Origin of the sequence: Asticcacaulis sp. AC402, from assembly GCF_000495835.1 — a bacterium.
GTDB lineage: Bacteria > Pseudomonadota > Alphaproteobacteria > Caulobacterales > Caulobacteraceae > Asticcacaulis.
Map to the genome: position 1 here is coordinate 213,107 of NZ_AWGC01000012.1, position 23,368 is coordinate 236,474.

A 23,368-nucleotide genomic window follows, 5' to 3' on the forward strand; every position below is an offset into this window, starting at 1 on the left:
AAAAGCCGATCAACCAGTTGTTAACCAAAGTCTTTTACCCCTTAACCTCGGGAGGCTATGAATCGCCTGTGAAACACACGCTTCCTGTTACGGGGAAGTGCATGTTCTTCAAGAAGGCCGACTCCGATCAGCACGCCATTCTGGACGCGTTGAATGCCACCCAGGCAGTGATCGAGTTCACGCCGGAGGGCCGCATCCTGACGGCAAACCCCAACTTCCTCCAGGCCCGCGGCAGCGTCGAAGGCGTCTTTCGCCACGCCGAGACCGCCAGCGCCTCGGCCGGCGCCCTGAATCGCTCGGCCGCCGCCATGACCAATATTGTCACTCTGATCCAGGACATTGCCGGCCAGATCAACCTGCTGGCACTGAATGCAACGATCGAATCCGCCCGCGCCGGAGAAGCCGGCCGCGGCTTAGCTGTCGTTGCGTCAGAGGTCAAGAATCTGGCCAACCAGGCCGCCAACTCGACCAAGACCATCGCCAGCGAAATTGCCACCATGCAGTCGGTTACCAGCGAAGTCGTCGACACGCTGGGCCTGATTTCGGGGTCATTGACCGGCGTTCTGGACAATGTCACCTCCGTGGCCGGTACCCTGGAACAGCAGACGGCGGCAACGCACGAGATCACCCACAACATGCAGGTCGCCGTGGGCGCCGTCCGCGACATCAACGACAGCCTCGACACCATTTCGGCCACCTTCGCCGAGGTCGTGCAGGAATCGGAGAAGGTCAAGCGCGAGATGGACAATCTGGCGGCTTGATTCAGCTCAAACGCCGCATGGCTCCTCGCATAGGCTCGGACGGCCGCTTGGCCTTGCCAAACGCTTTACGTTCGGAATTAGCTGAAGCGTGAGACTGGAACGGGATGCGTTTTGATGGAATCAAAACCCCGCTCTAAGTTTTTGTTGTGTTGCGCAATTTATCCGAAAACGGGGACGCCCGTGCGATGGCGTCAACTTTATCTGATTGCGCTCTAACGGAATATATACACTGTTTTGATAGTTTCGTTTTTTGGCACGGAGTTCCGCGCCTCCGTGATCTAACCCTGTCGGGATTCGCGTTTGAAGCGCCTGTTCGTTGCCTTTATCAACCTGTTCCGTATCCCGACCGACAACATGCCGTTGGTGCGGGCGCAGTTCGACGCTTTTTCCAAACAGATCCCCCTCCTCTACTTTATCCTCACCACCAATTCTCTGGCCGCCGCCTGGACCTTCACGCGCTTCGCTCCGGACTGGCTGGGCGTGTACTTTCCGAGCGCCCTGTGTACTCTGTGCGGTGTGCGCTGCGTCTGGTGGTGGCGCAGTCGACACAAGGTGTTCAGCGACACCTACATCATCAAGGCCATGCGCGCGACCACCGGACTGGCCGTCGGATTGACACTCGGCTTCACGATCTGGGCACTGCTGCTGTATCCCTATGGTGACGCCTATGCCCGCGGCCAGGTCGTGTTCTGCCTGGCACTGACGGTGATCGGCTGCGTCTTTTGCCTGATGCACCTGCGGCCGGCCGCGCTGGCCGTGACCTTGTTTGCCAACATTCCCTTTGTCCTGTTTTTCTTCCTCGAAGGCCACGACAGCCTGAAGGCCATTTCGATCAACCTGGCCCTGGTCTCCGTGGCCATGATCATGATTCTGATGGTCTATTCGCGCGACTTCGCCCGGTTGGTCGAATCCCAGGCCGAGACCCGGCGTCTGTCCGACGAGAATTTCCGCATCGCCAACCTCGACAGCCTGACAGACCTGCCCAACCGGCGCTGGTTCTTCACCGAACTGGAACGCTATCACGCCGAGGCCGTCGCCAGCGGCCGCAGCTTTGCCGTCGGCATTATTGACCTGGATGGTTTCAAGCCGGTCAACGACACCTATGGCCACATGACCGGCGACCGCGTCCTCGCCGAGGTCGGTCGGCGGCTGAGCAGGACCGCCGGCAAAGACCTGACCCTGGCGCGTCTGGGCGGCGACGAGTTCGGCTTCATTATGGCTAACGATCCGACCGAGGACCGTTTGAAGGCCTTCTCTACGACCCTGATCGAAGCCATCCGCCTGCCCTTCGCCATTGGAGGCAGTAACGCTCATCTCGGCGCCTCGATCGGAGTCGCGCGCTATCCGGACACGGCCCAGTCGCCGGAATCGCTGTTCGAACGCGCTGACTATGCCCTCTATCACGCAAAGCGTACCCAGCGCGGGCAGGTGGTGGTCTTTTCCAGCCGGCACGAGGAACAGATTCGCAGCCACGGCGTCATCGAACAGGCTCTGCAGGCGGCCGACTTCGACAACGAAATGTCGCTGGTCTATCAGCCGATCGTCGACACCCGCACGGGCCGCGCCTCGACCTTCGAAGCCCTGGCACGGTGGAACAGTCCGATCCTGGGGGCCGTCGGTCCGGGTGACTTCATACCGGTGGCCGAACGCAATGGCCAGGTCCGCGCCCTGAGCCTGATCCTCCTGGGCAAGGCCTTGCGGGCAGCGGCGCAGTGGCCGCAAACCGTGCGTATCTCGTTCAACCTGTCAGCCCATGATATTTCCCAGGCCGAGAGCGTTATTCAGATCATTGCCCTGATCAACCAAAGCGGCGTCTCGCCCAAGCGGATCGATTTCGAGATCACCGAGACCTCGATCTCCTATGATTTCCAGCAGGCGCGCGCGGCGGTCATCGCTTTCCGGGCGCTGGGGGTGGGAATCTCGCTCGACGATTTCGGCACTGGCTATTCGTCGCTGAGCCACGTCCACCGCCTCGCGCTGGACAAGATCAAGGTCGACCGCAGCTTCGTCGCCGACGTGACGACGAACCCCGTGTCGCACAAGATCGTCAAGTCGCTGAGCGCTCTTTGCACCGATATGGGCCTGGACTGCGTGCTGGAAGGCGTCGAAACGGCGGCGCAACTGGAGGCGCTGACAGATTTGGGCTGTACCTTCGTCCAGGGCTATTACTTCGCCCGTCCGATGCCAGAGGAGGACGTCCAGCATTACCTGGAGTCAGAGGACAAGCTGCCGTCGCGCCGCCGTATGGGGAAGTGATACCAAGCCTCATAAAGCATGACGCTTGGTATTCGCATTTTTTCAGCTCAAACGCCGGACTATGCGCCCCCCAGGGCTCCTCGCAAAAGCTCGGGCGCGCAAGAACGTTCTTTGGCGCGCTTGCCAACCCGCAGTGAGTCAAGAATTTCGCGGGTTGGTGTAACTCAGGTTACAGAGGGTGCCGCGGAACGACCCTTGGGATCGGGGCCGAAGCGGTTGTCGCCGCGAGTGCTGTCCTGAAGCAGAAAGATGAGAACCGGCAGCAGAAGCGCGGCGATAAAGGCGAAAACGCCAAGACTGAGCACTTCCTTGGACTCATCCGCCGGAACGGCACCTCGTGAAGTAAACAGAACGGCGTAATACACAATCGACGAGGCGTACTGAATTACTACCGGCACCACGACGAGATAAATGACCCACCCGCCCGATCGATTGGTGTCGTGCATGCGGCGAACGGCAACCGCCAGGCTCGGAACCACGAGCGCTAGCGGCACGATTATGCTCAGGATGCCAAATACAATAGATATCGGCTCCGGCACAGCCAGTGCGAGTACCAAAATGCCAATACATACCAATTGAGCGAAGACAAGCCATTGCCAGAACTCGGCGCGCCTGGCCCGTCCGGAGAATTCGGTATATTTCCGCAAAGGCAGCAGAAAATAGGTCATGGCAAGGCCCCCTCTGCTCCAGTCTACGATCAGTCTAAGAGCCTGGCAAGAAAACCTACAGCTTCTGCGCCAGGGGATGATGCTCCATACCATAGAGCTCGCGCAGCTTGGTTTTCAGGATCTTCCCCGTCGCCGTGTGCGGAATCTCGTCGACCACGATAAAGTCCTCCGGAATCCACCACCGGGCGACGTGCGGTTCGATGACCTTGCGCAGGTCTGCACCCGTGATCGTCTTATCCGGATGCAGGGCCAGGATATAGCGTGGGCGCTCGCTCCATTTCGAATCCATCCGCGCAATCACCGCTGCCTCGCGCACGCTGGGGTGCTGCAGGGCCAGGTTCTCCAGCTCGATCGAGCTGATCCACTCGCCGCCGGTCTTGATAACGTCCTTCGAGCGGTCGACAATGTTCATAAAGCCTTCGCGATCGATGGTCGCAATATCGCCGGTACGGAACCAGCCGTCCGCCGTAAACTGGTCCGTATCGGCGTTGTTGTAATAGCCCGAAACGATCCACGGCCCGCGCACCTCCAGTTCACCGCGCGCCGTGCCATCCCACGGCAGCGCCTTGCCATCGGCTCCCGTGATACGCATCTCGATGCCGAAGGGCGCCCGGCCCTGCTTCAGCAGCAGCTTCATCTTGTCGTCGGCGCTCAAACCGTCGTGGTTCGACGACAGGATGCTGACCGAACCCAGAGGCGAGGTCTCGGTCATCCCCCAGGCATGGACGGCCAGCGCCTTATGCGCTGCGAAACGTTCGATCAGGACCTGCGGACAGGCTGCGCCGCCGATTACGACGCGGCGCAGCGGCGCCACCGACTGGCCGACCTGGTCGCAGTGGTTGAGCAGGTTCATCCAGATGGTCGGCACACCGGCCGAGACAGTCACGCCCTCAGCGCGAATAATTTCCAGCAGGCCCGGACCGTCAAGCCGCGGTCCCGGCAGGACCAGGCGGGCCCCGGCTATAGCCGCCGAATAGGGCACGCCCCAGGCATTGACGTGGAACATCGGTACCACCGGCATGACTGCTTCGTCCGACGTAAAGCCGAACAAGCCGGGCTGGTTGAGCACCATGGCGTGCAGCACTGTCGACCGATGGGAGTACAGGACGCCCTTCGGATGACCTGTGGTCCCCGAGGTGTAGCACAGGCCCGCCGCTGTTCGTTCGTCGAACTGGGGCCAGTCATAATGGTCGGGCTCGCCGGCGATGAGGTCTTCGTAACACAGGGCGCGATGCAGGATATTTCCCGGCATCTGTTCGCGGCTGCCCATCACAACCACACCCTTGACGCTGGGGAGGTTGATGATCATCGCCTCGACCAGCGGCGCAAAGCATGGATCTGTGAAGATGTACTGATCCTGGGCGTCGTTGATGATGAATTCTATCTGTTCTCGGAACAGGCGCGGATTGACCGTATGGCAGATGAAACCAGCGCCGGGTGCCCCGTAATACAGCTCGAAATGGCGGTAATTGTTCCAGGCCAGGGTGGCGATGCGGTCGCCCGGCACAAGACCCAGTTTCTTCAAGGCGTGGGCCAGCTTGGCTGCCCGCTTGCCGGCATCGGCATAGGTGTACCGGTGCAGGGTCGAATCCTCGTTGCGGGAAACGATCTCCTTGGCGGGGTGATACTTGGCAGCATAGTCAAGAATAGCGGAAATGAGCAGAGGCCCATCCATCATCAATCCGAGCACGGCGTTTCCCTTTCTAGTTTCATTGTTGGACCCAGCCTAACAAAACTTGACGCGGAGGGAAAGCGGATTTGTCGCCGGATTCAGGCGGGCTTGCGTCGGCGGGGTTTCGGCGTGCCGGATTCTGGAGCAGACTCTGGGGTGGACTCCGCGACAGATGTCGTTGCACCTTTCTTCTTGCTTAAGTCTTCGCCCCTATAAAAGCGCATGACCAGAGTGTAGAGGACAACGGTCAGCGGCATGGCGTAGAGGATGCCAATGGGCCCCAGCAAGCCGGCGAAACCGACCACGGCAAACAGGGTCAGCACCATGGGCACCGATGAGATGCGGTTCTGCACGGCCGGCGTGATCAGATTGCTTTCCAATTGGGATACCCCGACATAGAGGATCAGGGCATAGAGGAACTTGTCCAGACCGGCTGCGCTCGCCAACAACAGGCCCGGCCCGGCCGAGATCACGGGACCGACGATTGGGACGAACTGGGCCAGTCCAGACATCATGCCCAGCGCCAACGCCGACGGAACGCCCATAACCCAAAGACCGACACCGGTCATGACGCCCACGACGATCATTGAGACGAACTGGCCGAGAAACCACAGCTGCAGCGCCTTGCCGGCGATATTGAGCGAGTCCTTTACGCGCGACTTGTAACTGTCGGGGAACAGGAAGACGATGCCATCGCGGTACTGGCCGGGATGGATGGCCAGCAATATGCCGGCGATCAGCGCGACAACGAAATTGGCCACACCCGACAAAAGGTTGCCTGCCAACTGAGGGATCTTTGAGGCGACACCGCCGGCTTGATCACCGAGCGCGTCGATCTGGGCCTGGACTTCGTCGCTTAAGCCCGCCGCCTCGAGCCGGGTCTGTAATTCCGCCCACGCAACAGGCAGTTGCTTGGAGAGGATCTGGACCTGGGCAACGATATCGCGGCCGAACAGGTAGAATGTGGTGGCAACAATGCCGATGACAAGCAGCACCGCAGCAAGGACCGCCAGGGAAGCATTGAGTTTGAAGACGTTCATCGTGGGTTCGGCGATACCGCGCAGGACGACGGCAATCACTATGGCACCGAAAATGATGATCCACAGGTTCATCAGGTGGTAGGCCAGAAGGGTCCCCGCCACCGCCAGGATCACAAACCCGACCCTTTGCATGAACCCTCGCGTCAGACCATCGTTTGCCATGCGTTTTCCAAACCGTCTCGATTCTAGAGCGGGATGAGTTTTGATGGAATCAAAACTCATCCCGCTCTAAGTTTTTGTTTTGTCGCGCAATTTTTCCGAAAAGTGGTGTCCACCCTATCGGATTGCGCTTTAAGCCCCACGCACTACTCCTCAGAGCGTGTAAACTTGCAAGCGATAAGTCGCCTTAAAGAGGGACGTCAGGGTTACAGCTTAAGGCATCGATGCTGATGCTGTGCTCCAACTTCGGTGGGGGGATTAAATTCTCCGGAAGGGCAGCTTACACCAACCCGCGAAAATCTTGACTCATCGTGGGTTGGCAAGGGCGCCAGAGAACGTACTTCGGGCGCCCGAGCTTTTGCGAGGAGCCATGGGGGGCGCCTAGTCCGGCGCTTGAGCTTAAAAAAGCGAATACCAAGCGTCATTCTTTATGAGGCTTGGTATTAGGCAGGACCTTGCCTGATCTTGCCTGCGGTGCGTTCGACCAGATCGGCCAAGAGCTTGGCAGCATCCGGCCGGGCGACCGACTTAGCCGCCTTAGCGCGCATCGGCAGCAAGGCCGCGCCTTCGATCATCGTCCGGATCTCCTCAGCCAGGCGTTCGACCGTGGCATCGTCCTCGGGGATGACAATGGCCGCCTTGCCCTCCTTAAGCACCTCCGCATTGTAGGTCTGGTGATCGTCGGCAGCGATCTTGAGCGGGATCAGGATGGCGGGCTTTCCGGCCACAGCCAGCTCGCAAACGGTCGAAGCGCCGGAGCGGCCGATGACGATATGCGCCCGGCCCAGGCGCTCTGCCATGTCGGAAAAGAAGGGCGAAACCTCGGCATGGATTTCAGCGTCGCGATAGACCTTGGCGGCGGCTTGCGCCTGTTCGGCACGGGCCTGTTGTTCAACCTCAAGATTGATGCGGATCGAGATCGGTAGCGACGCCAGGGCCTGCGGCACCCTTTCAGACAAAATCCTGGCCCCCTGGGAGCCTCCGGTAACCAGGATACGGATGGTCTTGTCGATTGCCGGATAGGGTTCGTCATACAAGGCCTGGATATCCGGCCGTACCGGGTTGCCGACGACCTGGACCTTGCCTTCCAGCTCCGGCGGCGCCATGCGCAGCACCGGGAAGGCGCAGGCGACGGCGTCGACCTTCTTGACCAGTTGCCGGTTGGAACGGCCCAGCACCGAATTCTGTTCGTGGATAAGCGTGACATCCTTCCTGCCCAGCGCCGCCAGCAGCGCCGGATAGGACGGATAGCCGCCGAAACCGATGACCGCCCACGGCTTCAGCCGGGCAAAGGCTTTGCGCGCCTGCAATGTACCCAGCGCGATCTTGATGGCGGCGCGCGCCATGCCGATGGGATCGCCGGCCCTGAAGGTCGCCGCTTCCAGCGACAGGCGCTCGATGGCCGGGAACTTGTCAGCATAGGCGGCGCCGCGGGCATCGGACGCCAGCACGACTTGCCAACCGCGGGCGATCAGTTCACGCGCCAGGGCTTCGGCAGGGAACATGTGCCCGCCGGTACCGCCGGCGGCCACCACGGCCAGGGGCGTTGCGGCAAAGGACGAGGCCTTGCGGCGCGGTTTTGGTGGCTTGGCCAAGTTATGTCTCACCGGAACTGGAAGTTGCGCTGTTGTAGCCGGGAATCGCGCTGCGCCGCAATTGCGCCACCGGCCTTTCCGCCGCTATTTCAATGCCAGCACCACCGGTCCGGACACGGCATCGGTGACTCCGCCGCCTTCCAGGGTCTCCAGGGTGTCGCGGAAGGAATCGAGAGTCGCGATCATCTGTGGCCGGGCGGCGGCCATGGTGTCCAGGCTCTCCCACTCGGCTATGATACAGTAGGTGCCTTCACCGGTCCTGATCATATTGGCGTGACGCAGACCCGGCCAGGCGGCAACCGTGGTGCGGTGGGCTTCGAGGAACGCTTCCTCGCGGCCGGGCTTAACTTTGAAACGCACAGCATTGAAAGCCGTCATGTGGGGCCCTCCGGAAGATGACAGCATCATTGTACGCCGTCACGCCGGACAAGTCACCACTTGGTAGGATCGTCCAGGGGCACCTCTTCCTGACGTTTGCGCGTCAGGGCCAGGATAAAGCCAAAGGTCACGCCCATGGCCAGCATCGACGAGCCGCCGTAGGAGATGAACGGCAGGGTCATGCCCTTGGGCGGAATCAGGCCCAGATTGACGCTGACATTGATGAGCACCTGCATACCCAGCATAATGTACAGGCCTGAGGTGGCGATCTGGCGGAAGGGATCTTGCATGGCCATGGATTTCAGCAGGCCGCGCACAATCAGAAAGCCGAAAATGCCAATCAGGATCAGGGTCAGCCACAGGCCGTATTCCTCGCCGACCACCGAATAGATGAAGTCGGTATGCAGGTCGGGAATGCGCTTTTTCATCACGCCTTCGTTGAGCCCCTGACCCCACAGCCCGCCATTGGAAATGGCCGCCTTGGCGCTGTTGACCTGGTAGCCGCTGTCGGCGTCGGGATTGAAAAAACCCAGCAAGCGGTTGCGAAAGTGCGGCTGAAGAAAGAACAGCCCGACCAGGCCGGTGACGGCAGTGGCCAGCATGCCGATGATCCAGCGGAACGGCACGCCGGAGATAAAAAAGCAGGCACCGAAGACGCAGGTGATCAGGATCGACTGACCGACATCGGGCTGGATCAGCAACAGGCCGATAGCGACGGAATAGAGCAGGAAGGCGACGGTTACGCCAGGCACGCCCTTCCCCTTCTGGCCTTCGGAGAACATCCAGGCGATAAGCACGATCAGGGCCGGCTTGAGAAATTCCGAAGGCTGCAGGGCAACGGGGCCGAGATTCACCCAGCGCGTGCCGCCCTTGGCTTCGTGACCGATGACCGGCAGCAGCGCCATGATGCAGATGGCGCCGGCAAAGAACAATACACTGACCCGCTTGACGCCTTTCAGCGACAACATCGACACAAAGATCATGCCGACGGCCGTCAATATGGCGAACACGAAGTGGCGCTTGGTGTAATAGAAGGCGTCATACGGATCGGTATGCGGGGCGGCGACCGGGCTTGACGAAAACGAGAAGAAGAAGCCCAGCATCAGCAGGATCAGGACGAGCGCCAGGGTGACACGGTCCAAGGTCCACCACCACATGGCGGTTGGCGAACGGTCGGTCCGGGTAAAGGGGTGGGCATAGGCCTGGGTCATGACGCTACTTGCAATTACACGAACAGACGAAGGTCAGGATTCACCGCATCAGGGTTAAGATTGGATTAAGAAACATGCGCAAGCCAATGACCCTGAGTCTTCAGCCTCAAACCAAGTTCAACAGTTAAGCGGTCTCACGGTTCGCAGGGGGGCGGTCAAGCCGGGCGCCTGGGCGACGAAATTCGTGACGCCTTAGAGCGGTATGCGTTTTGATGGAATCAAAACCCCGCTCTAAGTTTTTGTTTTGTCGCGCAATTTATCCGAAACGTGCGTCACACTTTATCGGATTGCGCTCTAGTCTTTTCCTTCTGACCGTTTCTTCTCCGGGTGGAGGACGAGAGCCGAGCGAATCGCGATCGATCGGCGCGGAGCGACGAGCCTGAGGGGCTTTTCTGAAGTTTCGGAGGACAACCGAACATTCAGTATGCCCCTCATCGGCCCTTCGGGCCACTTCTCCCCGCACGCGGGGAGAAGGAGCTGTCGGCATTGACGGGTATTCCCGCCTGGGACACTTCTCCCCGCACGCGGGGAGAAGGAAGGCTCGCCTACGCCCCGATATCCTGGACGCCGGCAACAGCCACAGATTTGGATATCTCGTCGACCGCATCCCGGAAAGCATCGCCGCGCGCTTCGAAGTCAGCGAACTGATCGAAGCTGGCGCAGGCCGGCGAGAACAGCACGATCTCTTCGCGTCCGGATTTTTCCGCCTCGGCATAGGCCTGGGCAGTAGCCGTAAACAGCAGCCGCGACTGCGTGCACGGCGCCCCGCTGCCGATGGTTTTTTCGAACAGCTCCGCCGCCTCGCCGATCAGGAAGGCGTGTTTCACCCGCGGATACAGGTCGCGCAGTTCGTCGATGCCGCCGGCCTTGGCCTTGCCGCCGGCGATCCAGTAGAATTTGTCGAAGCTCGACATCGCCTGGCGCGCCGCGTCGGCATTGGTCGCCTTGGAGTCGTTGATGAAGCGGACCTTGCCGATGCGGCCGATCTCCTGCATGCGGTGCGCCAGACCCGGGAAGGATCGCATGCCCGTTACGATCTGGTCGGCCGTCAGGCCTATCGCCGTGCACGCGCTGAAGGCCGCCGCCGCGTTCTGCCAGTTGTGGCGACCGGTCAGGGTGCGTACTGTCTTAAGGTCAATGATATGTCGTGCCCGCGCACCGGTGGCGTCATACAACGCGCCGTTCAAGGCGTAGACGCCGTCGCCGACGACGCGACGCGATGAAATGCCGATCAGTTTCGCCGGATGACTGACCCGCATGTCCGAAATCAGCGCTGCCGAATAGTCGTCATCGGCACCGACAACCGCCGTCTGGCCCTTGTCCTGGTTCATGAAGATGCGTTTTTTCGCCGCGATGTAACCGTCCATGCCGCCGTGGCGATCCAGGTGATCGGGCGACAGGTTCATCAGGATGGCGACGTCGGGCTTGAAAGTCAGAGTCAGGTCGAGCTGATAGGACGAGGTTTCGATGACATAGATCGAACCCGGCTGCATCTCATCGAGATCCAGAACGCCGATGCCGATATTGCCACCGACATGGACGTTCTTGCCCGCCGATTTCAGGACATGACCGATCAGCGCGGTTGTCGTCGACTTGCCATTGGTGCCGGTAATGGCAATGGTCTTGGGCCGGTTACGCGCCGGAAACCGCGCCAGGGTGCGGGCGAACAGCTCGATATCGCCCAGGACCTGGACATTGGCAGCCTTGGCGGCCTTGACCGTCCAGTGCGGCTCCGGGTGGGTCAGGGGTACGCCCGGCGACAGCATCAGAGCGTCGAACTCGGCCCAATCGGCCTTTTTCAGGTCCTCAACCGTAAAGCCTTCCTTCATGGCGGCGGCGGTTGAGGCGACCTTGTCGTCCCACAGAACCGGTTCCGCGCCGCCAGCCTTCAGCGCGCGCGCTGCCGACAAGCCTGACCGGCCCAGGCCGAAAATGGCGACACGCTTGCCTTCAAAACCTTTGACAGGGATCACGCAACAGCTCCGGACTATCTGATCTTCAGGGTGGCCAGGCCAAGCATGGCCAGCATGGCCGCGACGATCCAGAAGCGGATCACCACGGTCGATTCCGCCCAGCCCAGTTTTTCGAAATGGTGGTGGATCGGCGCCATCAGGAAGACCCGCTTCTTCGTCAGCTTGAAATAGCCGATCTGGATCATGACCGACAGGGCTTCCATGACGAACAGCCCGCCGATAATGGCCAGGACGATCTCGTGCTTGATTGCCACGGCCACGGCACCGAGGCCGCCGCCCAGGGCCAGCGACCCGGTGTCGCCCATGAAGATCTTGGCCGGAGGGGCATTGTACCACAGAAAGCCCATGCCGCCGCCGATGATGGCCGCGCAGATGACGGCGACTTCACCCGAACCCGGCACGAAATGGATGATCAGGTAGTTGGCGAAATTGTAGTTGCCAACCAGGTAGGCGATCAGGGCGAAGGCGCCGGCGGCCATCATCACCGGCACGATGGCCAGGCCGTCCAGGCCATCGGTCATGTTGACAGCGTTTGACGCGCCAACGATCACGAACGCGCCCCAGGCAAGATAGAAGATGCCGAGATTGAACATGAAGTTCTTGGCGACCGGGAAGGTCAGGGTGGTTTGCAGACCCGGCAGGGCGTCGGGATGTTGAGGCGCCAGATAGACCAGGGCTGCGACCGCGGCGACGGCGATCAGGGCCTGGACGATCAGTTTCTGCGGCCCGGACAGGCCGGCCGAGGTCTGTTTGGTGACCTTGGCATAGTCGTCGATGAAGCCGAGCAGGCCGTAGGCCATGGTGACACCGAAGACGACCCAGGCGGCGACGGAGCGCAGGTCGGTCCACAACACCGTGCCGACGGCGATCCCGGCCAGAATCATCAGACCGCCCATGGTGGGCGTGCCCTTCTTGGTGAGAAGATGGCTCTGCGGGCCGTCCTCGCGGATCGGCTGGCCCTTGCCCTGCTTGGCGCGCATCCAGCGGATGAAGCGCGAGCCCATGGCGACAGCAACGATCATGGCCGTAATCATGGCCAGGAAGATGCGCACCGTCTGATATTTCATCAGATTGATCAACGGCCAGTGCTCGCCCGATGCCGCAAAGTGCTCATACAGCAGATAAAACATTCAACGCCTTTGTGAACGCCGTCTAAGAGCGGCTTGTTGCGACTCACTATCCCCCGGTGCGTCGTTTGACACCCCTTATCGCACAGGGCGCTCAGGCTCAAGCGCGGCGTGAGGCGGCATCCGCAAAACGCTGTGAATCCCCCTCTCCCCGTTCTTCACGGGGAGAGGTTAGGGTGAGGGGCGGGGCGTCTTCCGAGCACTCCATCCTCTGAAGGCCCCTCACCCGATCGCCCACGCTTCGCTCGGCTCTCGTCCTCTCCCCGCACGCGGGGAGAGGTATTTTAATACCCCTCCAGAAGTGCCTTCACGATCAGGCCGGCCTTGGAGCCGTTCGAGCCTTTCAACATGACCGCATCACCCGCTTGCAGGCCATCGATCACCGCCGGCAGCAGTTCCGCCGCCGTTGCCGCATAGCCGCCTTTCAGCGGTTCCGGCAAGGCGTCCCACAGATTCTTCATCAACGGCCCGGCGAGATAGACGGTGTCGACACCCGACGCCACCACCGCCTCAGCCAGACCGGCGTGCTGAGCGGCTTCGTCGACGCCCAGTTCCAACATGTCGGTCAGCACCGCCACCTTGCGGCCCGAGGTTTCGCACTGGCCCAGGCTGGCGAGGGTCGCGGTCATCGAGACCGGGTTGGCGTTGTAGCTTTCGTCGATAATCGTCAGCTCGCCGCCCTTGAACGGCTTGGTGATGACCCGGCCACGGCCTTCCAGGGTGGCGAAGGATTCCAGCGCCAGAAGCGAGGTGTCGAGATCGACGTCGAGCGCCTCCAGCATCAGCAGCGCCGCCAGGGCATTGACCGCCTGGTGACGGCCGGTGTGGGACAACGAGAATACGATGTCACGGCCATGGAACCGCGCGGCGACCGAAGCGCGATCACCATTGACGCGGTGTTCAATCAGTTGCGCATCGACCCCGCCGATTTCGCCAAACGCCGCAACCAGGGCGCCCGAACCGCGCGCCTTGGTGCTGAGGAAATCGAACCAGCGGTTGTCGGCATTGAGGATGGCCAGGCCACCCGGCACCAGGCCATCGAAGATTTCGGCTTTTGCGGCGGCGACGCCGGCCTCGCCGTCGGGGAAGTTTTCGGTATGAACGGCGCCGACCGTGGTGATGACCACGGCCTGCGGGGCGACGAATTCCGACAGGGGGGTGATCTCATCGGCATGGTTCATGCCGATCTCGAACACGGCACGTTCGGTGTCGGCCGGCATCCGCGCCAGGGTCAGGGGCACGCCGATGTGGTTGTTGAAACTCTTGATCGCCGAGTGGGCGCGGCCGGCCTGCTGCAGGCCCTGCATGACCATCTGGGTTACGCTGGTCTTGCCAACGCTGCCAGTGACCCCGCCTCGGCGTGTTTGGGGGGCGCGGTTACGGGCGAAGACGGCGATGTCCTCCAGGGCCGTCTGGACGTCGGGCACCAGCAGGCAGGCGCCGCCATCGATCGGCCGGCGGGTGACGGCCAGGACGGCGCCGGACCCGAAAGCCTGCGCCACGAAATCATGGCCGTCGCGCACACCTTGCAGCGCCAGGAAGATGTCGCCTGGCTCCAAGCCGCGGCTGTCGAAATTGATACCACGGGCTTCGGTGATGTTACCGACTCCGGTCAGGGTACCGCCCGTGGCCCTGGCCAGTTCATCAAAGGTCCACAGCGGGCGAGTCATGCGCGTCACTCCTGAAAAGAAGTTCGCCATTAAGCCCGCGCCTTGTTCGAAGGCAAGCGGCTTTACGCCATGTAGAAGACGGATTTCAGCGGAGTTACGACCGGCGAGTTGTCCGGATTGGTGTCCATGATGTCGGCCATATAGGCCCACCATGTCTTCATCAGCGGCGTACCGGGCAGTTCGTCCATGGTGTGGTTTTCGGTGCGTTTGAGCACGCCAAACAGGGTCAAGCTCTTTTCGTCGAGGAAGATCGAATAGTCGAAAACACCCGCCTGATGCAACAGGTCCGACAGCTCCGGCCAGATCTCATCGTGGCGCTTTTGGTACTCGGCTTCGAAGCCGGGCTTGAGTTGCATGGTGAAGGCGATGGTTTCCATGGGGTTCTCCTGAAAGGGTCTGAATGCGGCTAAGGGGCCCCCTCCGTCTCGACGCGTTTCGGCCCTTAAGGGCCTCACTTGCTCGCCACCTCCCCATCAAGATGGGGAGGAGAAGTAATTGAAAATCTGCTTTTTTCTTCCTTCTCCTCCCTACCGAAGGTGGGGAGGTGGCGAGCAAGCAAGCCAGGCCGCAGGCCATTGGCGAAGCGCGTCGAGACGGAGGGGTCCTCTTACTTAATTGATACAGGCTCTGCGGCCTGTTTCGGTTGCTCGGGGGTACGCATCAAAGGCCAGTCGGTAGCGCTGATTTCGAAACCTTCCGGGTGAGGCGCACAGTCCGGCGCATCGATCGCCAGGCCCAGATCCAGTGTCTTCAACTTACCCGCCGCGAGACAGGCCATCGCCCAGGCACCATAGGCATTGTGGTGTGTCTTGTCCTGGCCGCGGTTGCCAAAGGCCAAAGCCGACCGCTCCGGTCCCAACTTTTCGTAAAACTGCGTCGACAGCGCCGTCAGGTCGATCAACGGCACGCCCAGCGTTTGCCCTGTATCGCGCACAGCGGCATCATAACCTTCATGCGTATTCCTGATCTTGCCGTTTTCAAAGAACCGCCGCGCCACTGGCGTGACCAGAACCGGATTCGCGCCGCGCTGGCGCACCTCCGCGACAAAGGCCGCCAGGTACGCGCCATAGGCGCCGTCGGGGCCGAGATAGGTCCGCGGCCACTGCTTTTTTTCGTCGTTGTGGCCGAACTGGATGATGACGATATCGCCTGCGCGGGTCTCGCTCAGCAGCTTGTCCCAGCGCAGTGAGGTGACGAACGACTTCAGGGTCTCCCCGCCGCGGGCGTGGTTCGCCACAACCACATCGCCACCGACAAAGCGCGGCAGCATCTGGCCCCACGAGGCAAAGTCGGAACCCGCCTGATCCGACACTGTGCTGTCACCGGCCAAAAGCAAACGCCGGACCTGCTCAGGCTCGACCTTCAGCGCCAACAGCGCCTTGTCCGGGCCCGACGCCGAAATCGTCAGCATGTCGTCCCAGTTGCGGCCGCCGGGTTCATCGCCGCGCAGACCAACCCGCGGCGCTCGTGTCGCATCCTGCTCGGCATTGGCCATGATCGCGTTGCGGACATTGACGATAAAGCTGACCTCGCGTGTCTGCCCCGCCGGCACCACGATTGGCCCGGCAACCAGGCGGCGGTCCTCAGCCCAAACAGTCGTCCGCCCGGCACCGACGGTCGCCGTTACCCGATAATCGCCGGGTGTTGCGGCGACGGCAAAGGCGACTTCGTTGCCGGTCTCGATCGAGACATAACCCTGCCCTTTTGCCGCGTCATAGGCTGGGCGTTCGTTCGGCGATAGCGTAAAGCTTTGCGTCATGGGAGCAGCTTGGGCAAGTGCGGTTGACGCCGCAAGGGTGAAAACACACGCCGCCAGCGAAATCCCAAAAGTCTGATTGTTTTTGATCACGGAGGCCTGAATTTGAGCTCGATTATGACGTATAATGATATTTTTTCATTGATCTTCCGGGCTGTCAATGCCAAGTTGCCGGCAAGACCAGCCTCGCAAAAGGCTGGCACGTCCGTTCAGGTGAGGTGTATGCGATCCCGTCCCGTCCGTCCGATGCGCAAAGTTCTTCTGCTGGGCGCGGCCGTTGGCGGTTTGCTGGCTGTACCCGCCTTTGCCCAGGAGACGCCCGCCAATGGCGACGCGGTCATGGACAGCTTCGGACTTACCTCGCAGAACGAGCGTAAGACGCAAGGCGCAGACAACGCGCAAGCGGCCGCGCCTGTCGTCAGCCGGCGCAGCGACACCACCTTTTTGATGTCGGCTTTCGATGCGACATCGCAGGACCGGATGAGCCTCTATTCGTCCTATGACGGCGTTGAATTCACCACGCTTAACATGGACGCCTACAGGCCGCCCAAGGGTTTGCTGCGCGATCCCTCCCTGCTGCACGCTGCCGACGGCTACTACTATATCGTCTACACCACCGCCTGGGACGGTAATCGTATCGGTGTCGCCCGCAGCCGCGACCTGAAGACCTGGGATCATGTCGGCGACGCTGAGATCAATCTCCCCGGCGTCACCAATACCTGGGCCCCGGAATGGTTCCGCGACAAGGACGGCAGCGTCTATGTCGTGGTCTCGCTGTCGAAAGGCGGCACCAAGGGCCCGTTCGGCGCTCACCTGATCAAGGCCGTCGACCTGGCCACGGCCAAGTTCGATGCGCCCGTGCCGATGGACGGTCTGCAGGGCAACTATATCGACACCTTCACCATTGCGTGGGGCAAGACCTATGTCGCCATCACCAAGAACGAGACGACAAAACAGTTGGAGCTGGCCACCGCCGACAAATTGATGGGACCGTGGAAGATCGTCCGGCGCGGCAACTGGGCCGGTTGGGGCGACTGGATCGAAGGCCCCGCCCTGGTGCCTGTCAAGGACAAGGACGGCAAGCCGGGCTGGCGGATTTATTTCGACGACTACCTGACTAAACGCTACTGGTATTCCGATAGCTTCGACTGGATGAAGACGTGGACACCGCGCAAGGAACTGGGCGGCGTTTCCGGCGCTGTGCGCCATTTCACAGTCCTGTCTGAGCCAACCGCTACGGTTGAGGCCGCCACCGCACCTACGATCAAGGGCAAGCAGGTCACCTGGGACAAGCACTCGCTGATGATCGATGGTGAGCGCGTCATGATCTGGGCTGGCGAATTCCACCCCTTCCGCCTGCCCTCGCCGTCCCTGTGGCGCGACGTCCTGCAAAAGATGAAGGCGACCGGCTATAACGGCGTCGCCGTCTATATGGATTGGGGCTACCACTCCTCCATGCCGGGTCAGTACGACTTTTCCGGTATCCGCGACGTCGAGCGCGCCATTGAGATGGCCGAAGAGCTCGACATGTACGTCATCATCCGGCCCGGCCCCTATGTGAATGCCGAACTGACGATGGGCGGCTTTCCGGGCTACCTGGCACGGCAAAAGGCCCTGGCCCGCACCGACGATCCGGAATACCTCAAGGACGTCGATCAGTGGATGACCCAGATCAACGCCATCGTCGAGCGCCATCAAATTACCGACGGCGGCGGTAAGGTAATTTTGTACCAGATCGAAAACGAGCTGGGCCTTACCACCCCGACGCACCAGCGCTACATGCAGCACCTGTATGACAAGGCCAAGGCGGACGGCATCACCGTGCCGATCTTCCACAATGCCCAATCGCGCCTGCCCAACTGGACGCCAAAGACGTCATCGACGCCGTGGTCGGTGCCGGGTCCGGTCGATATCTACGCTTTCGACGGTTATCCCGGCGGGGGCTGCACCAATACCCGCGATATCGGCAAGCCCAACAAGGTGCCCAACTGGGGTATGTATGCCGAGATTCCCGTTGGAGTCACCGCGCCGGACCCCAAGAACCCGGTCAAGATCGGCGCCCTGACCTCACCCAACACACCTGGCTTCGCGGCCGAAATCGGCGGCGGCTGGTTCGACTTCTGGGGCAGTATCGGCACCTATGACTGCACCGCCAAGCGTATCGGTTCGGAATATGTCAAGACCTTCTTCGGCTCCAGCCTGATCAACGGCCTGTCGATCCACTCGATCTACATGGCGTTTGGCGGTACCTCATGGGGCTGGACGCCCGCGAGCGTGGTCTACACGTCTTACGACTACGGTGCCGGCATCGATGAGGCCCGCGGCCTGCGAGACAAGCAATATACCCTGAAGCAGATGGGCCAGTTCGTCGAAGCCGCCAAACCGCTGCTGGCCGCCATGGACAAGGCGCCTGTCCTAGCTTCGTCCTCGCCAAAAGTGAAACTGTACCACAATCGTTCCCCCAAGGGACATGGTGACCTGATCTTCGCCATCCATGAGCCGACGGACGAATTCGGCGACAATCCCTTCAGCTTCGACCTGACCACCCGTGACGGCACCTTCCGCGTGCCGCAGCAGGGCACACTGCGCCTGAAGGGTCAGGACGCCAAGCTGCTGGTCGCCGACTATGCCCTGGAACGCCACCACCTGGTCTATTCGACCTCGCAACTGCAGACCCACCTGCGCCAGGCCCAGGAAAATGGAGGATGGCGCGATATCGCGCTCTTCTACGGCCCGCGCGGCGAGGACGGCGAGACCGTCCTGCGGTTCAAGAAACAGCCCAAGATCACGGTCTTGAGTGGCAATGTCGCCGTCGTCTGGGACGGCAAGACCAAGACCCTGCGCCTCAACTACGTCCATTCAGCGATGAACCGGGTGCGTATCGAAACCAGTCGTACCGAACGTCTGGAACTCTTGCTGGCAGAGGACGAGGTCGCCAAGACCTTCTGGCGCCAGGACACGCCCGAAGGCCCGGTTCTGGAACGCAGCAATGCCCTGATCCGCACAGCCAGGTTCGACAACGGCACCCTGCATTTGACGGGTGATACGGCCGAAGAGAGCACGCTCGAGATCTGGGCGCCGAAACCTGTCGAGGGCCTGACCTTCAATGGCCAGCCCGCCGCATTTGCGATGATGGAAGGGGCCCTGTGGACCACAGGCCTGGCCGGACCTGACTCGGTTACACTGCCCGACCTAACCCGGGCCCAGTGGCTGCGCCGCAAGGACTCGCCCGAAGCCGATCCCAGGTTTGACGACAGTAAGTGGCGCGCCGCCGACCTGAAAGAGTCGGCTGCCACCATGGACACCCAGCCGCCGGCGGGCCAGCCGGTTCTCAGCATGAGCGACTATGGTTTCCACCACGGCGACGTCTGGTATCGCGGCAAGTTCCGCATCAAGGGTCAGTCGCCGGAAACGCTGAACTTTACCTGGAATGGCGGCCCGGCCGGCGTCGCCCAGGTGTGGATCGACGGCCGCTTCATTGGCGAGCGCGACGGCAATGCCGGCGAGGCGCGGCCGAAGACGACGATGAAGTCGCACCTCTACCTCCCCAAGCTGAAAGCGGGCGAACATTCGATTTCGGTAATGGTCCGCAACAATGCGCACAACTGGGATTTGGGTGCCGACGACGAGCACAAAGAGGCCCGCGGCCTTATTTCGGTCGAACTGGGCAAACTTCCGATTTTATGGAAGATCCAGGGCAATAAAGGCGGCGAGTTCATTTCCGACCTAGTGCGCGGGCCGATGAACAATGGCGGGCTCTATGGCGAGCGCGAGGGCTGGTATCTGCCGACGGGTCCCTATCCCGATACCACCGGATGGGAAATCACGTCGGTCGACGACGATCCGCCGGCCCCGGGCACCTACTGGCTGCGCACCAATTTCAATCTCGACCTGCCAAAGGATCACGATACCCAAATCGGCCTGGTCATGGGCGACCCGAGCGTGCAGCGCACTACCAACCGCACGCGCATCCTGATCTTCGTCAACGGCTGGCACGTCGGCAACTTCATTGCCCACGTCGGCCCGCAAAAGACCTTCATTCTGCCGCCCGGCATCCTCAATGGCAATGGCAGCAACACCCTGACGTTCGCGGTCACCACCGACGGCAAGCCACAAAACGCCCCTGAACCCGTGAAACTGGTCGTGCTGCGCAATGTCCGCGGCGGCGTGCCCGTGGAACCCGTCCCTCAACCCAGCAGAAACCAGAGATAGGCGCACTCCATGTCCTTGCTTGCCCACCATGTTGCTTCGCTCGGCGCCACCCGCGCCGACTATGATGACGCCATTCGCCGGCTGATCCACAACCTGGTCAACATCAAGGACGAAACCGGCCAGTTCCTGCTGCATCTGGAAGACGGGCGTGTCATCGACACCAAGGGCTGGGCCGGTTGGGAATGGACCCACGGGGTGGGCCTCTACGGCATCTACAAGCATTGGGAGGTTTCGGGCGACGAATCCGCCTGGGACATCATGGTCGACTGGTTTGAGGCCCGCTTCAAGGAAGGTACGCCGTCGAAGAACATCAACACCATGGCGCCCTTCCTGACCCTGGCCTACCTCTATGAGCGCACGGGCAACACCACCTACCTGCCCTATCTCGACATCTGGGCGGAGTGGCTTATGGACGGCCTGCCGCGCACCGAGGAAAACGGCTTCCAGCACATTGTCTTCAACTCGGTCAATAACCAGCAGATGTGGGACGACACCCTGATGATGTCGGTCCTGCCGCTGGCCAAGATCGGCCTGCTGCTGGACCGACCGCACTATGTCGAGGAAGCCAAGCGGCAATTCATGCTGCACATCAAGTACCTTACCGACCGCAAGTCCGGCCTGTGGTTCCACGGCTGGACGTTCGACGGCCGGCATAACTTCGCCAATGCCCTGTGGGCGCGCGGCAATTCCTGGGTGACGATCGCGATTCCGGAGTTCATTGAACTGCTGGACCTGGACAAGGACGACGGCCTGCGCCTGTTTCTGGTCGAGACCCTGGAGGCCCAGATCAAGGGCCTGGCGCAATATCAGGCGCCATCGGGCCTGTGGCGGACCATTCTGGACGACGAGACCTCCTACGAAGAGGCGTCTGCCACGGCCGGCTTTGCCTTCGGCATCCTGAAGGCGGTCCGCAAGGGCTATATCCACAAGTCGTATGAGGCCATGGGCATCAAGGCGGTCAAGGCCGTGCGCGGCCATATCTCGGACGACGGTGAACTGCAGCAGGTATCGTTCGGGACGCCGGTATTCAACACCATCCAGGACTACAAGGACATCCCGCTGACCAGCATGCCGTATGGCCAGTCGATGGCGTTGCTGGCGCTGGGCGAGTTTACGCATAGGTTTATCTAAAGTTTTTTCCCCCTCCCCGTTTACAGGGAGAGGACGAGAGCCGAGCAAAGCGAAGGCGATCGGGTGAGGGGCTATTCTGACGGTTCCGTAACGGCGGGACGTTCAGCAAAGAGCCCCTCACCCTAACCTCTCCCCGTGAAGAACGGGGAGAGGGGTTTTAACAGCAGGGAGTACAGTTATGCAGGCGCGGAAGACGACATGGGTGCACCATTGGGCCTGGGGCTCCGGCGATATGCTGGGTGCCGGGGCGCAGGCGGTCATTACCGGCTGGCTGGTGTATTTCTTCATCACCTTCTGCGATTTGTCGATCGAGCAGGCGACCCTGATCGTCGGCCTGCCGCGGCTGATCGAAGCCATCACCTGTCCGCTGATCGGTTACGTGTCCGACAATCTGCGCCACACCTGGATCGGGCGGAAGATTGGCCGGCGCAAGATCTTCCTGATGCTGACCATTCCGCTGCTGCCCAGCTTCGCCCTGATCTTCATCACCGGCCAGACCTTCTGGTACTATCTGGTGACCTTCATCTTCTTCGAGTTCCTTTACACCATGTTCCTCATTCCATGGGAAACCCTGGCCGCGGAAATGACCAAGGATTACAAAGAGAAGGCCAAGTTCGCCGGGGCGCGGATGATCGTCGCCCAGTCGTCCGCCATACTGGCGTCCTACCTTCCGACCCTGATTATCGGCCAGTTGGGCAAGGATTCGCCCAACACCTTCCTGATCATGGCCGCCATCTTCGGCATCATCTTCTCGCTGGTCGTGCTGCTGGTGGTGCTGTTCACCTGGGAGCGTCCCTACACCGAAGACGAAAAGCTGATCCAGCCCGAGCCGCTGAATTTGAGTACGGTTCTGCTGATCCCGTTCAAGATGTTCGGTGACCTGTTCTCGACCCTGCGCATCCGCGCCTTCCGCCAGCACCTGTCGGTCTATCTCGGTGGCTACCTGTCTCAGGACATCTTCAACACGGCCTTCCCGATCTTCGTCGCTACGGTGATGATGGGCGCCACCCTGATCATCTCGCAGCTAATGACCACCATGTATGTCGCCCAACTCCTATCGGTGATGATCGCCATTTCCATTGTCATCAAGATCGGACCAACGGTTGCCTACCGCCTGGCCGCAGGGGCGTTCTGCGCCGCGCTGATCCTGTATTACGTCTTCTACCTGGTCCGGCCGGAAGGCTTCGACGCCGGCCTAGCCGCCTTGAACGGCGATCTGTTCAGTGCTTTCACCGGCGGCAACCTGTCGCTCATCTTCTGGCTGTTCGTGCCGATCATCCTGGCCGGCCTGGGGCGTGGCACGCTGAACTTCGTGCCGTGGTCGGTCTACAACTACCTGCCCGACGTTGATGAAGCCGTTACCGCACAACGCCGCGAAGGCATCTTCGCCGGCGTCATGACCTTTACGCGCAAGATCGCCCAGTCGGGCGCCATTGTCGCTACTGGCTGGTTGATCGGTTTGGGCGGCTATGTCAGCCCGCCGAAGGGCACCCCTGCGGGCGCCATTGTGCAGACACCGGAAGCCGTCCAGGCCATCGTCCTTGTCATGGTCGGCGGCCCGATCCTGATGATGGCGCTTGGCGCCTGGATCTCGTGGACCTTCCGCCTGAACGCCAGGACACATGCCATCCTGATGCATGAAGTCGAACGTCTGCGCGCCGGTGAGACTGAGCCCGAGTCGGAGGAGAGCAAAAAGGTGGTCGAGGATTTGACAGGCTTCCGTTTCGATCAGCTTTGGGGCCGCTCGAAAGCGTGAGTA

Annotated in this window: 16 protein-coding genes; 5 read left to right on the forward strand and 11 right to left on the reverse strand. The window is 61.1% G+C overall.

Going from position 1 to position 23,368, the window contains the following annotated elements:
- Nucleotides 1-101: 101 nt before the first annotated feature.
- Nucleotides 102-761 carry a methyl-accepting chemotaxis protein gene (locus ABAC402_RS27325; protein ID WP_023448894.1) on the forward strand — a complete coding sequence of 220 codons (660 nt, stop codon included), beginning with the start codon at nucleotides 102-104 and terminating at the stop codon, nucleotides 759-761.
- A 300-nt stretch (nucleotides 762-1,061) separates the two neighbouring features.
- The gene (locus tag ABAC402_RS27330) at nucleotides 1,062-3,017 is read left to right on the forward strand and encodes a bifunctional diguanylate cyclase/phosphodiesterase (protein WP_023448895.1); all 1,956 of its coding nucleotides are present in this window, start codon (nucleotides 1,062-1,064) and stop codon (nucleotides 3,015-3,017) included.
- A gap of 164 nt (nucleotides 3,018-3,181) precedes the next feature.
- Here ABAC402_RS27330 and ABAC402_RS27335 read toward each other — a convergent pair whose 3' ends face one another.
- From ABAC402_RS27335 to ABAC402_RS27385, 11 genes are all read right to left on the reverse strand, one after another.
- Nucleotides 3,182-3,685, reverse strand: coding sequence for a DUF805 domain-containing protein (locus ABAC402_RS27335; protein ID WP_031235370.1), 504 nt, complete (start codon nucleotides 3,683-3,685; stop codon nucleotides 3,182-3,184).
- A 55-nt stretch (nucleotides 3,686-3,740) separates the two neighbouring features.
- Nucleotides 3,741-5,375, reverse strand: a complete 1,635-nt coding sequence (locus ABAC402_RS27340; RefSeq protein WP_235079923.1) for a long-chain fatty acid--CoA ligase — start codon at nucleotides 5,373-5,375, stop codon at nucleotides 3,741-3,743.
- Nucleotides 5,376-5,455: 80 nt separating this feature from the next.
- Complete coding sequence (locus ABAC402_RS27345; protein WP_023448898.1) at nucleotides 5,456-6,559, reverse strand: AI-2E family transporter; 1,104 nt, start codon at nucleotides 6,557-6,559, stop codon at nucleotides 5,456-5,458.
- Between the two features lie 440 nt (nucleotides 6,560-6,999).
- Entirely contained in the window at nucleotides 7,000-8,151 is a 1,152-nt protein-coding gene (gene murG, locus ABAC402_RS27350) for an undecaprenyldiphospho-muramoylpentapeptide beta-N-acetylglucosaminyltransferase (protein ID WP_023448899.1), read from the reverse strand.
- An 84-nt stretch (nucleotides 8,152-8,235) separates the two neighbouring features.
- Complete coding sequence (locus tag ABAC402_RS27355) at nucleotides 8,236-8,529, reverse strand: antibiotic biosynthesis monooxygenase (protein ID WP_023448900.1); 294 nt, start codon at nucleotides 8,527-8,529, stop codon at nucleotides 8,236-8,238.
- A 53-nt stretch (nucleotides 8,530-8,582) separates the two neighbouring features.
- Nucleotides 8,583-9,740: an FtsW/RodA/SpoVE family cell cycle protein gene (locus ABAC402_RS27360; protein ID WP_023448901.1), complete on the reverse strand. Its 1,158-nt coding sequence runs from the start codon at nucleotides 9,738-9,740 to the stop codon at nucleotides 8,583-8,585.
- A gap of 545 nt (nucleotides 9,741-10,285) precedes the next feature.
- The gene (murD, locus tag ABAC402_RS27365) at nucleotides 10,286-11,713 is read right to left on the reverse strand and encodes a UDP-N-acetylmuramoyl-L-alanine--D-glutamate ligase (protein ID WP_023448902.1); all 1,428 of its coding nucleotides are present in this window, start codon (nucleotides 11,711-11,713) and stop codon (nucleotides 10,286-10,288) included.
- A 14-nt stretch (nucleotides 11,714-11,727) separates the two neighbouring features.
- Nucleotides 11,728-12,843 (reverse strand): phospho-N-acetylmuramoyl-pentapeptide-transferase, encoded by a 1,116-nt coding sequence (gene mraY, locus ABAC402_RS27370; RefSeq protein ID WP_023448903.1) that lies wholly within the window; start codon nucleotides 12,841-12,843, stop codon nucleotides 11,728-11,730.
- A gap of 281 nt (nucleotides 12,844-13,124) precedes the next feature.
- Nucleotides 13,125-14,510 (reverse strand): UDP-N-acetylmuramoyl-tripeptide--D-alanyl-D-alanine ligase, encoded by a 1,386-nt coding sequence (murF, locus tag ABAC402_RS27375; protein WP_031235372.1) that lies wholly within the window; start codon nucleotides 14,508-14,510, stop codon nucleotides 13,125-13,127.
- Between the two features lie 62 nt (nucleotides 14,511-14,572).
- Nucleotides 14,573-14,887, reverse strand: coding sequence for an L-rhamnose mutarotase (gene rhaM, locus ABAC402_RS27380; RefSeq protein ID WP_023448905.1), 315 nt, complete (start codon nucleotides 14,885-14,887; stop codon nucleotides 14,573-14,575).
- Between the two features lie 230 nt (nucleotides 14,888-15,117).
- Nucleotides 15,118-16,269 (reverse strand): rhamnogalacturonan acetylesterase, encoded by a 1,152-nt coding sequence (locus ABAC402_RS27385; RefSeq protein ID WP_235079924.1) that lies wholly within the window; start codon nucleotides 16,267-16,269, stop codon nucleotides 15,118-15,120.
- A 219-nt stretch (nucleotides 16,270-16,488) separates the two neighbouring features.
- Here ABAC402_RS27385 and ABAC402_RS27390 point away from each other — a divergent pair, with 219 nt between their 5' ends.
- The 3 genes from ABAC402_RS27390 to ABAC402_RS27400 all read left to right on the forward strand — a co-directional run bounded on the left by ABAC402_RS27390 (nucleotide 16,489) and on the right by ABAC402_RS27400 (nucleotide 23,365).
- Nucleotides 16,489-20,478, forward strand: a complete 3,990-nt coding sequence (locus ABAC402_RS27390; RefSeq protein WP_031235374.1) for a beta-galactosidase — start codon at nucleotides 16,489-16,491, stop codon at nucleotides 20,476-20,478.
- Between the two features lie 9 nt (nucleotides 20,479-20,487).
- A complete protein-coding gene (locus ABAC402_RS27395) occupies nucleotides 20,488-21,609 on the forward strand; it encodes a glycoside hydrolase family 105 protein (protein WP_023448908.1) in 1,122 nt (373 codons plus the stop codon).
- Nucleotides 21,610-21,787: 178 nt separating this feature from the next.
- On the forward strand, nucleotides 21,788-23,365 hold the full coding sequence (locus ABAC402_RS27400; protein ID WP_023448909.1) for an MFS transporter: 1,578 nt from the start codon (nucleotides 21,788-21,790) through the stop codon (nucleotides 23,363-23,365).
- Nucleotides 23,366-23,368: the final 3 nt, after the last annotated feature.

Bases quoted from the DNA above. Each gene is read 5' to 3' on its own strand.
- ABAC402_RS27325 (WP_023448894.1), top strand. From the start codon at position 102: ATGTTCTTCAAGAAGGCCGACTCCGATCAGCACGCCATTCTGGACGCG.
- ABAC402_RS27335 (WP_031235370.1), bottom strand. From the start codon at position 3,685: ATGACCTATTTTCTGCTGCCTTTGCGGAAATATACCGAATTCTCCGGA.
- ABAC402_RS27345 (WP_023448898.1), bottom strand. From the start codon at position 6,559: ATGGCAAACGATGGTCTGACGCGAGGGTTCATGCAAAGGGTCGGGTTT.
- ABAC402_RS27355 (WP_023448900.1), bottom strand. From the start codon at position 8,529: ATGACGGCTTTCAATGCTGTGCGTTTCAAAGTTAAGCCCGGCCGCGAG.
- ABAC402_RS27360 (WP_023448901.1), bottom strand. From the start codon at position 9,740: ATGACCCAGGCCTATGCCCACCCCTTTACCCGGACCGACCGTTCGCCA.
- mraY (WP_023448903.1), bottom strand. From the start codon at position 12,843: ATGTTTTATCTGCTGTATGAGCACTTTGCGGCATCGGGCGAGCACTGG.
- murF (WP_031235372.1), bottom strand. From the start codon at position 14,510: ATGACTCGCCCGCTGTGGACCTTTGATGAACTGGCCAGGGCCACGGGC.
- rhaM (WP_023448905.1), bottom strand. From the start codon at position 14,887: ATGGAAACCATCGCCTTCACCATGCAACTCAAGCCCGGCTTCGAAGCC.
- ABAC402_RS27385 (WP_235079924.1), bottom strand. From the start codon at position 16,269: ATGACGCAAAGCTTTACGCTATCGCCGAACGAACGCCCAGCCTATGAC.
- ABAC402_RS27390 (WP_031235374.1), top strand. From the start codon at position 16,489: ATGCGATCCCGTCCCGTCCGTCCGATGCGCAAAGTTCTTCTGCTGGGC.
- ABAC402_RS27395 (WP_023448908.1), top strand. From the start codon at position 20,488: ATGTCCTTGCTTGCCCACCATGTTGCTTCGCTCGGCGCCACCCGCGCC.
- ABAC402_RS27400 (WP_023448909.1), top strand. From the start codon at position 21,788: ATGCAGGCGCGGAAGACGACATGGGTGCACCATTGGGCCTGGGGCTCC.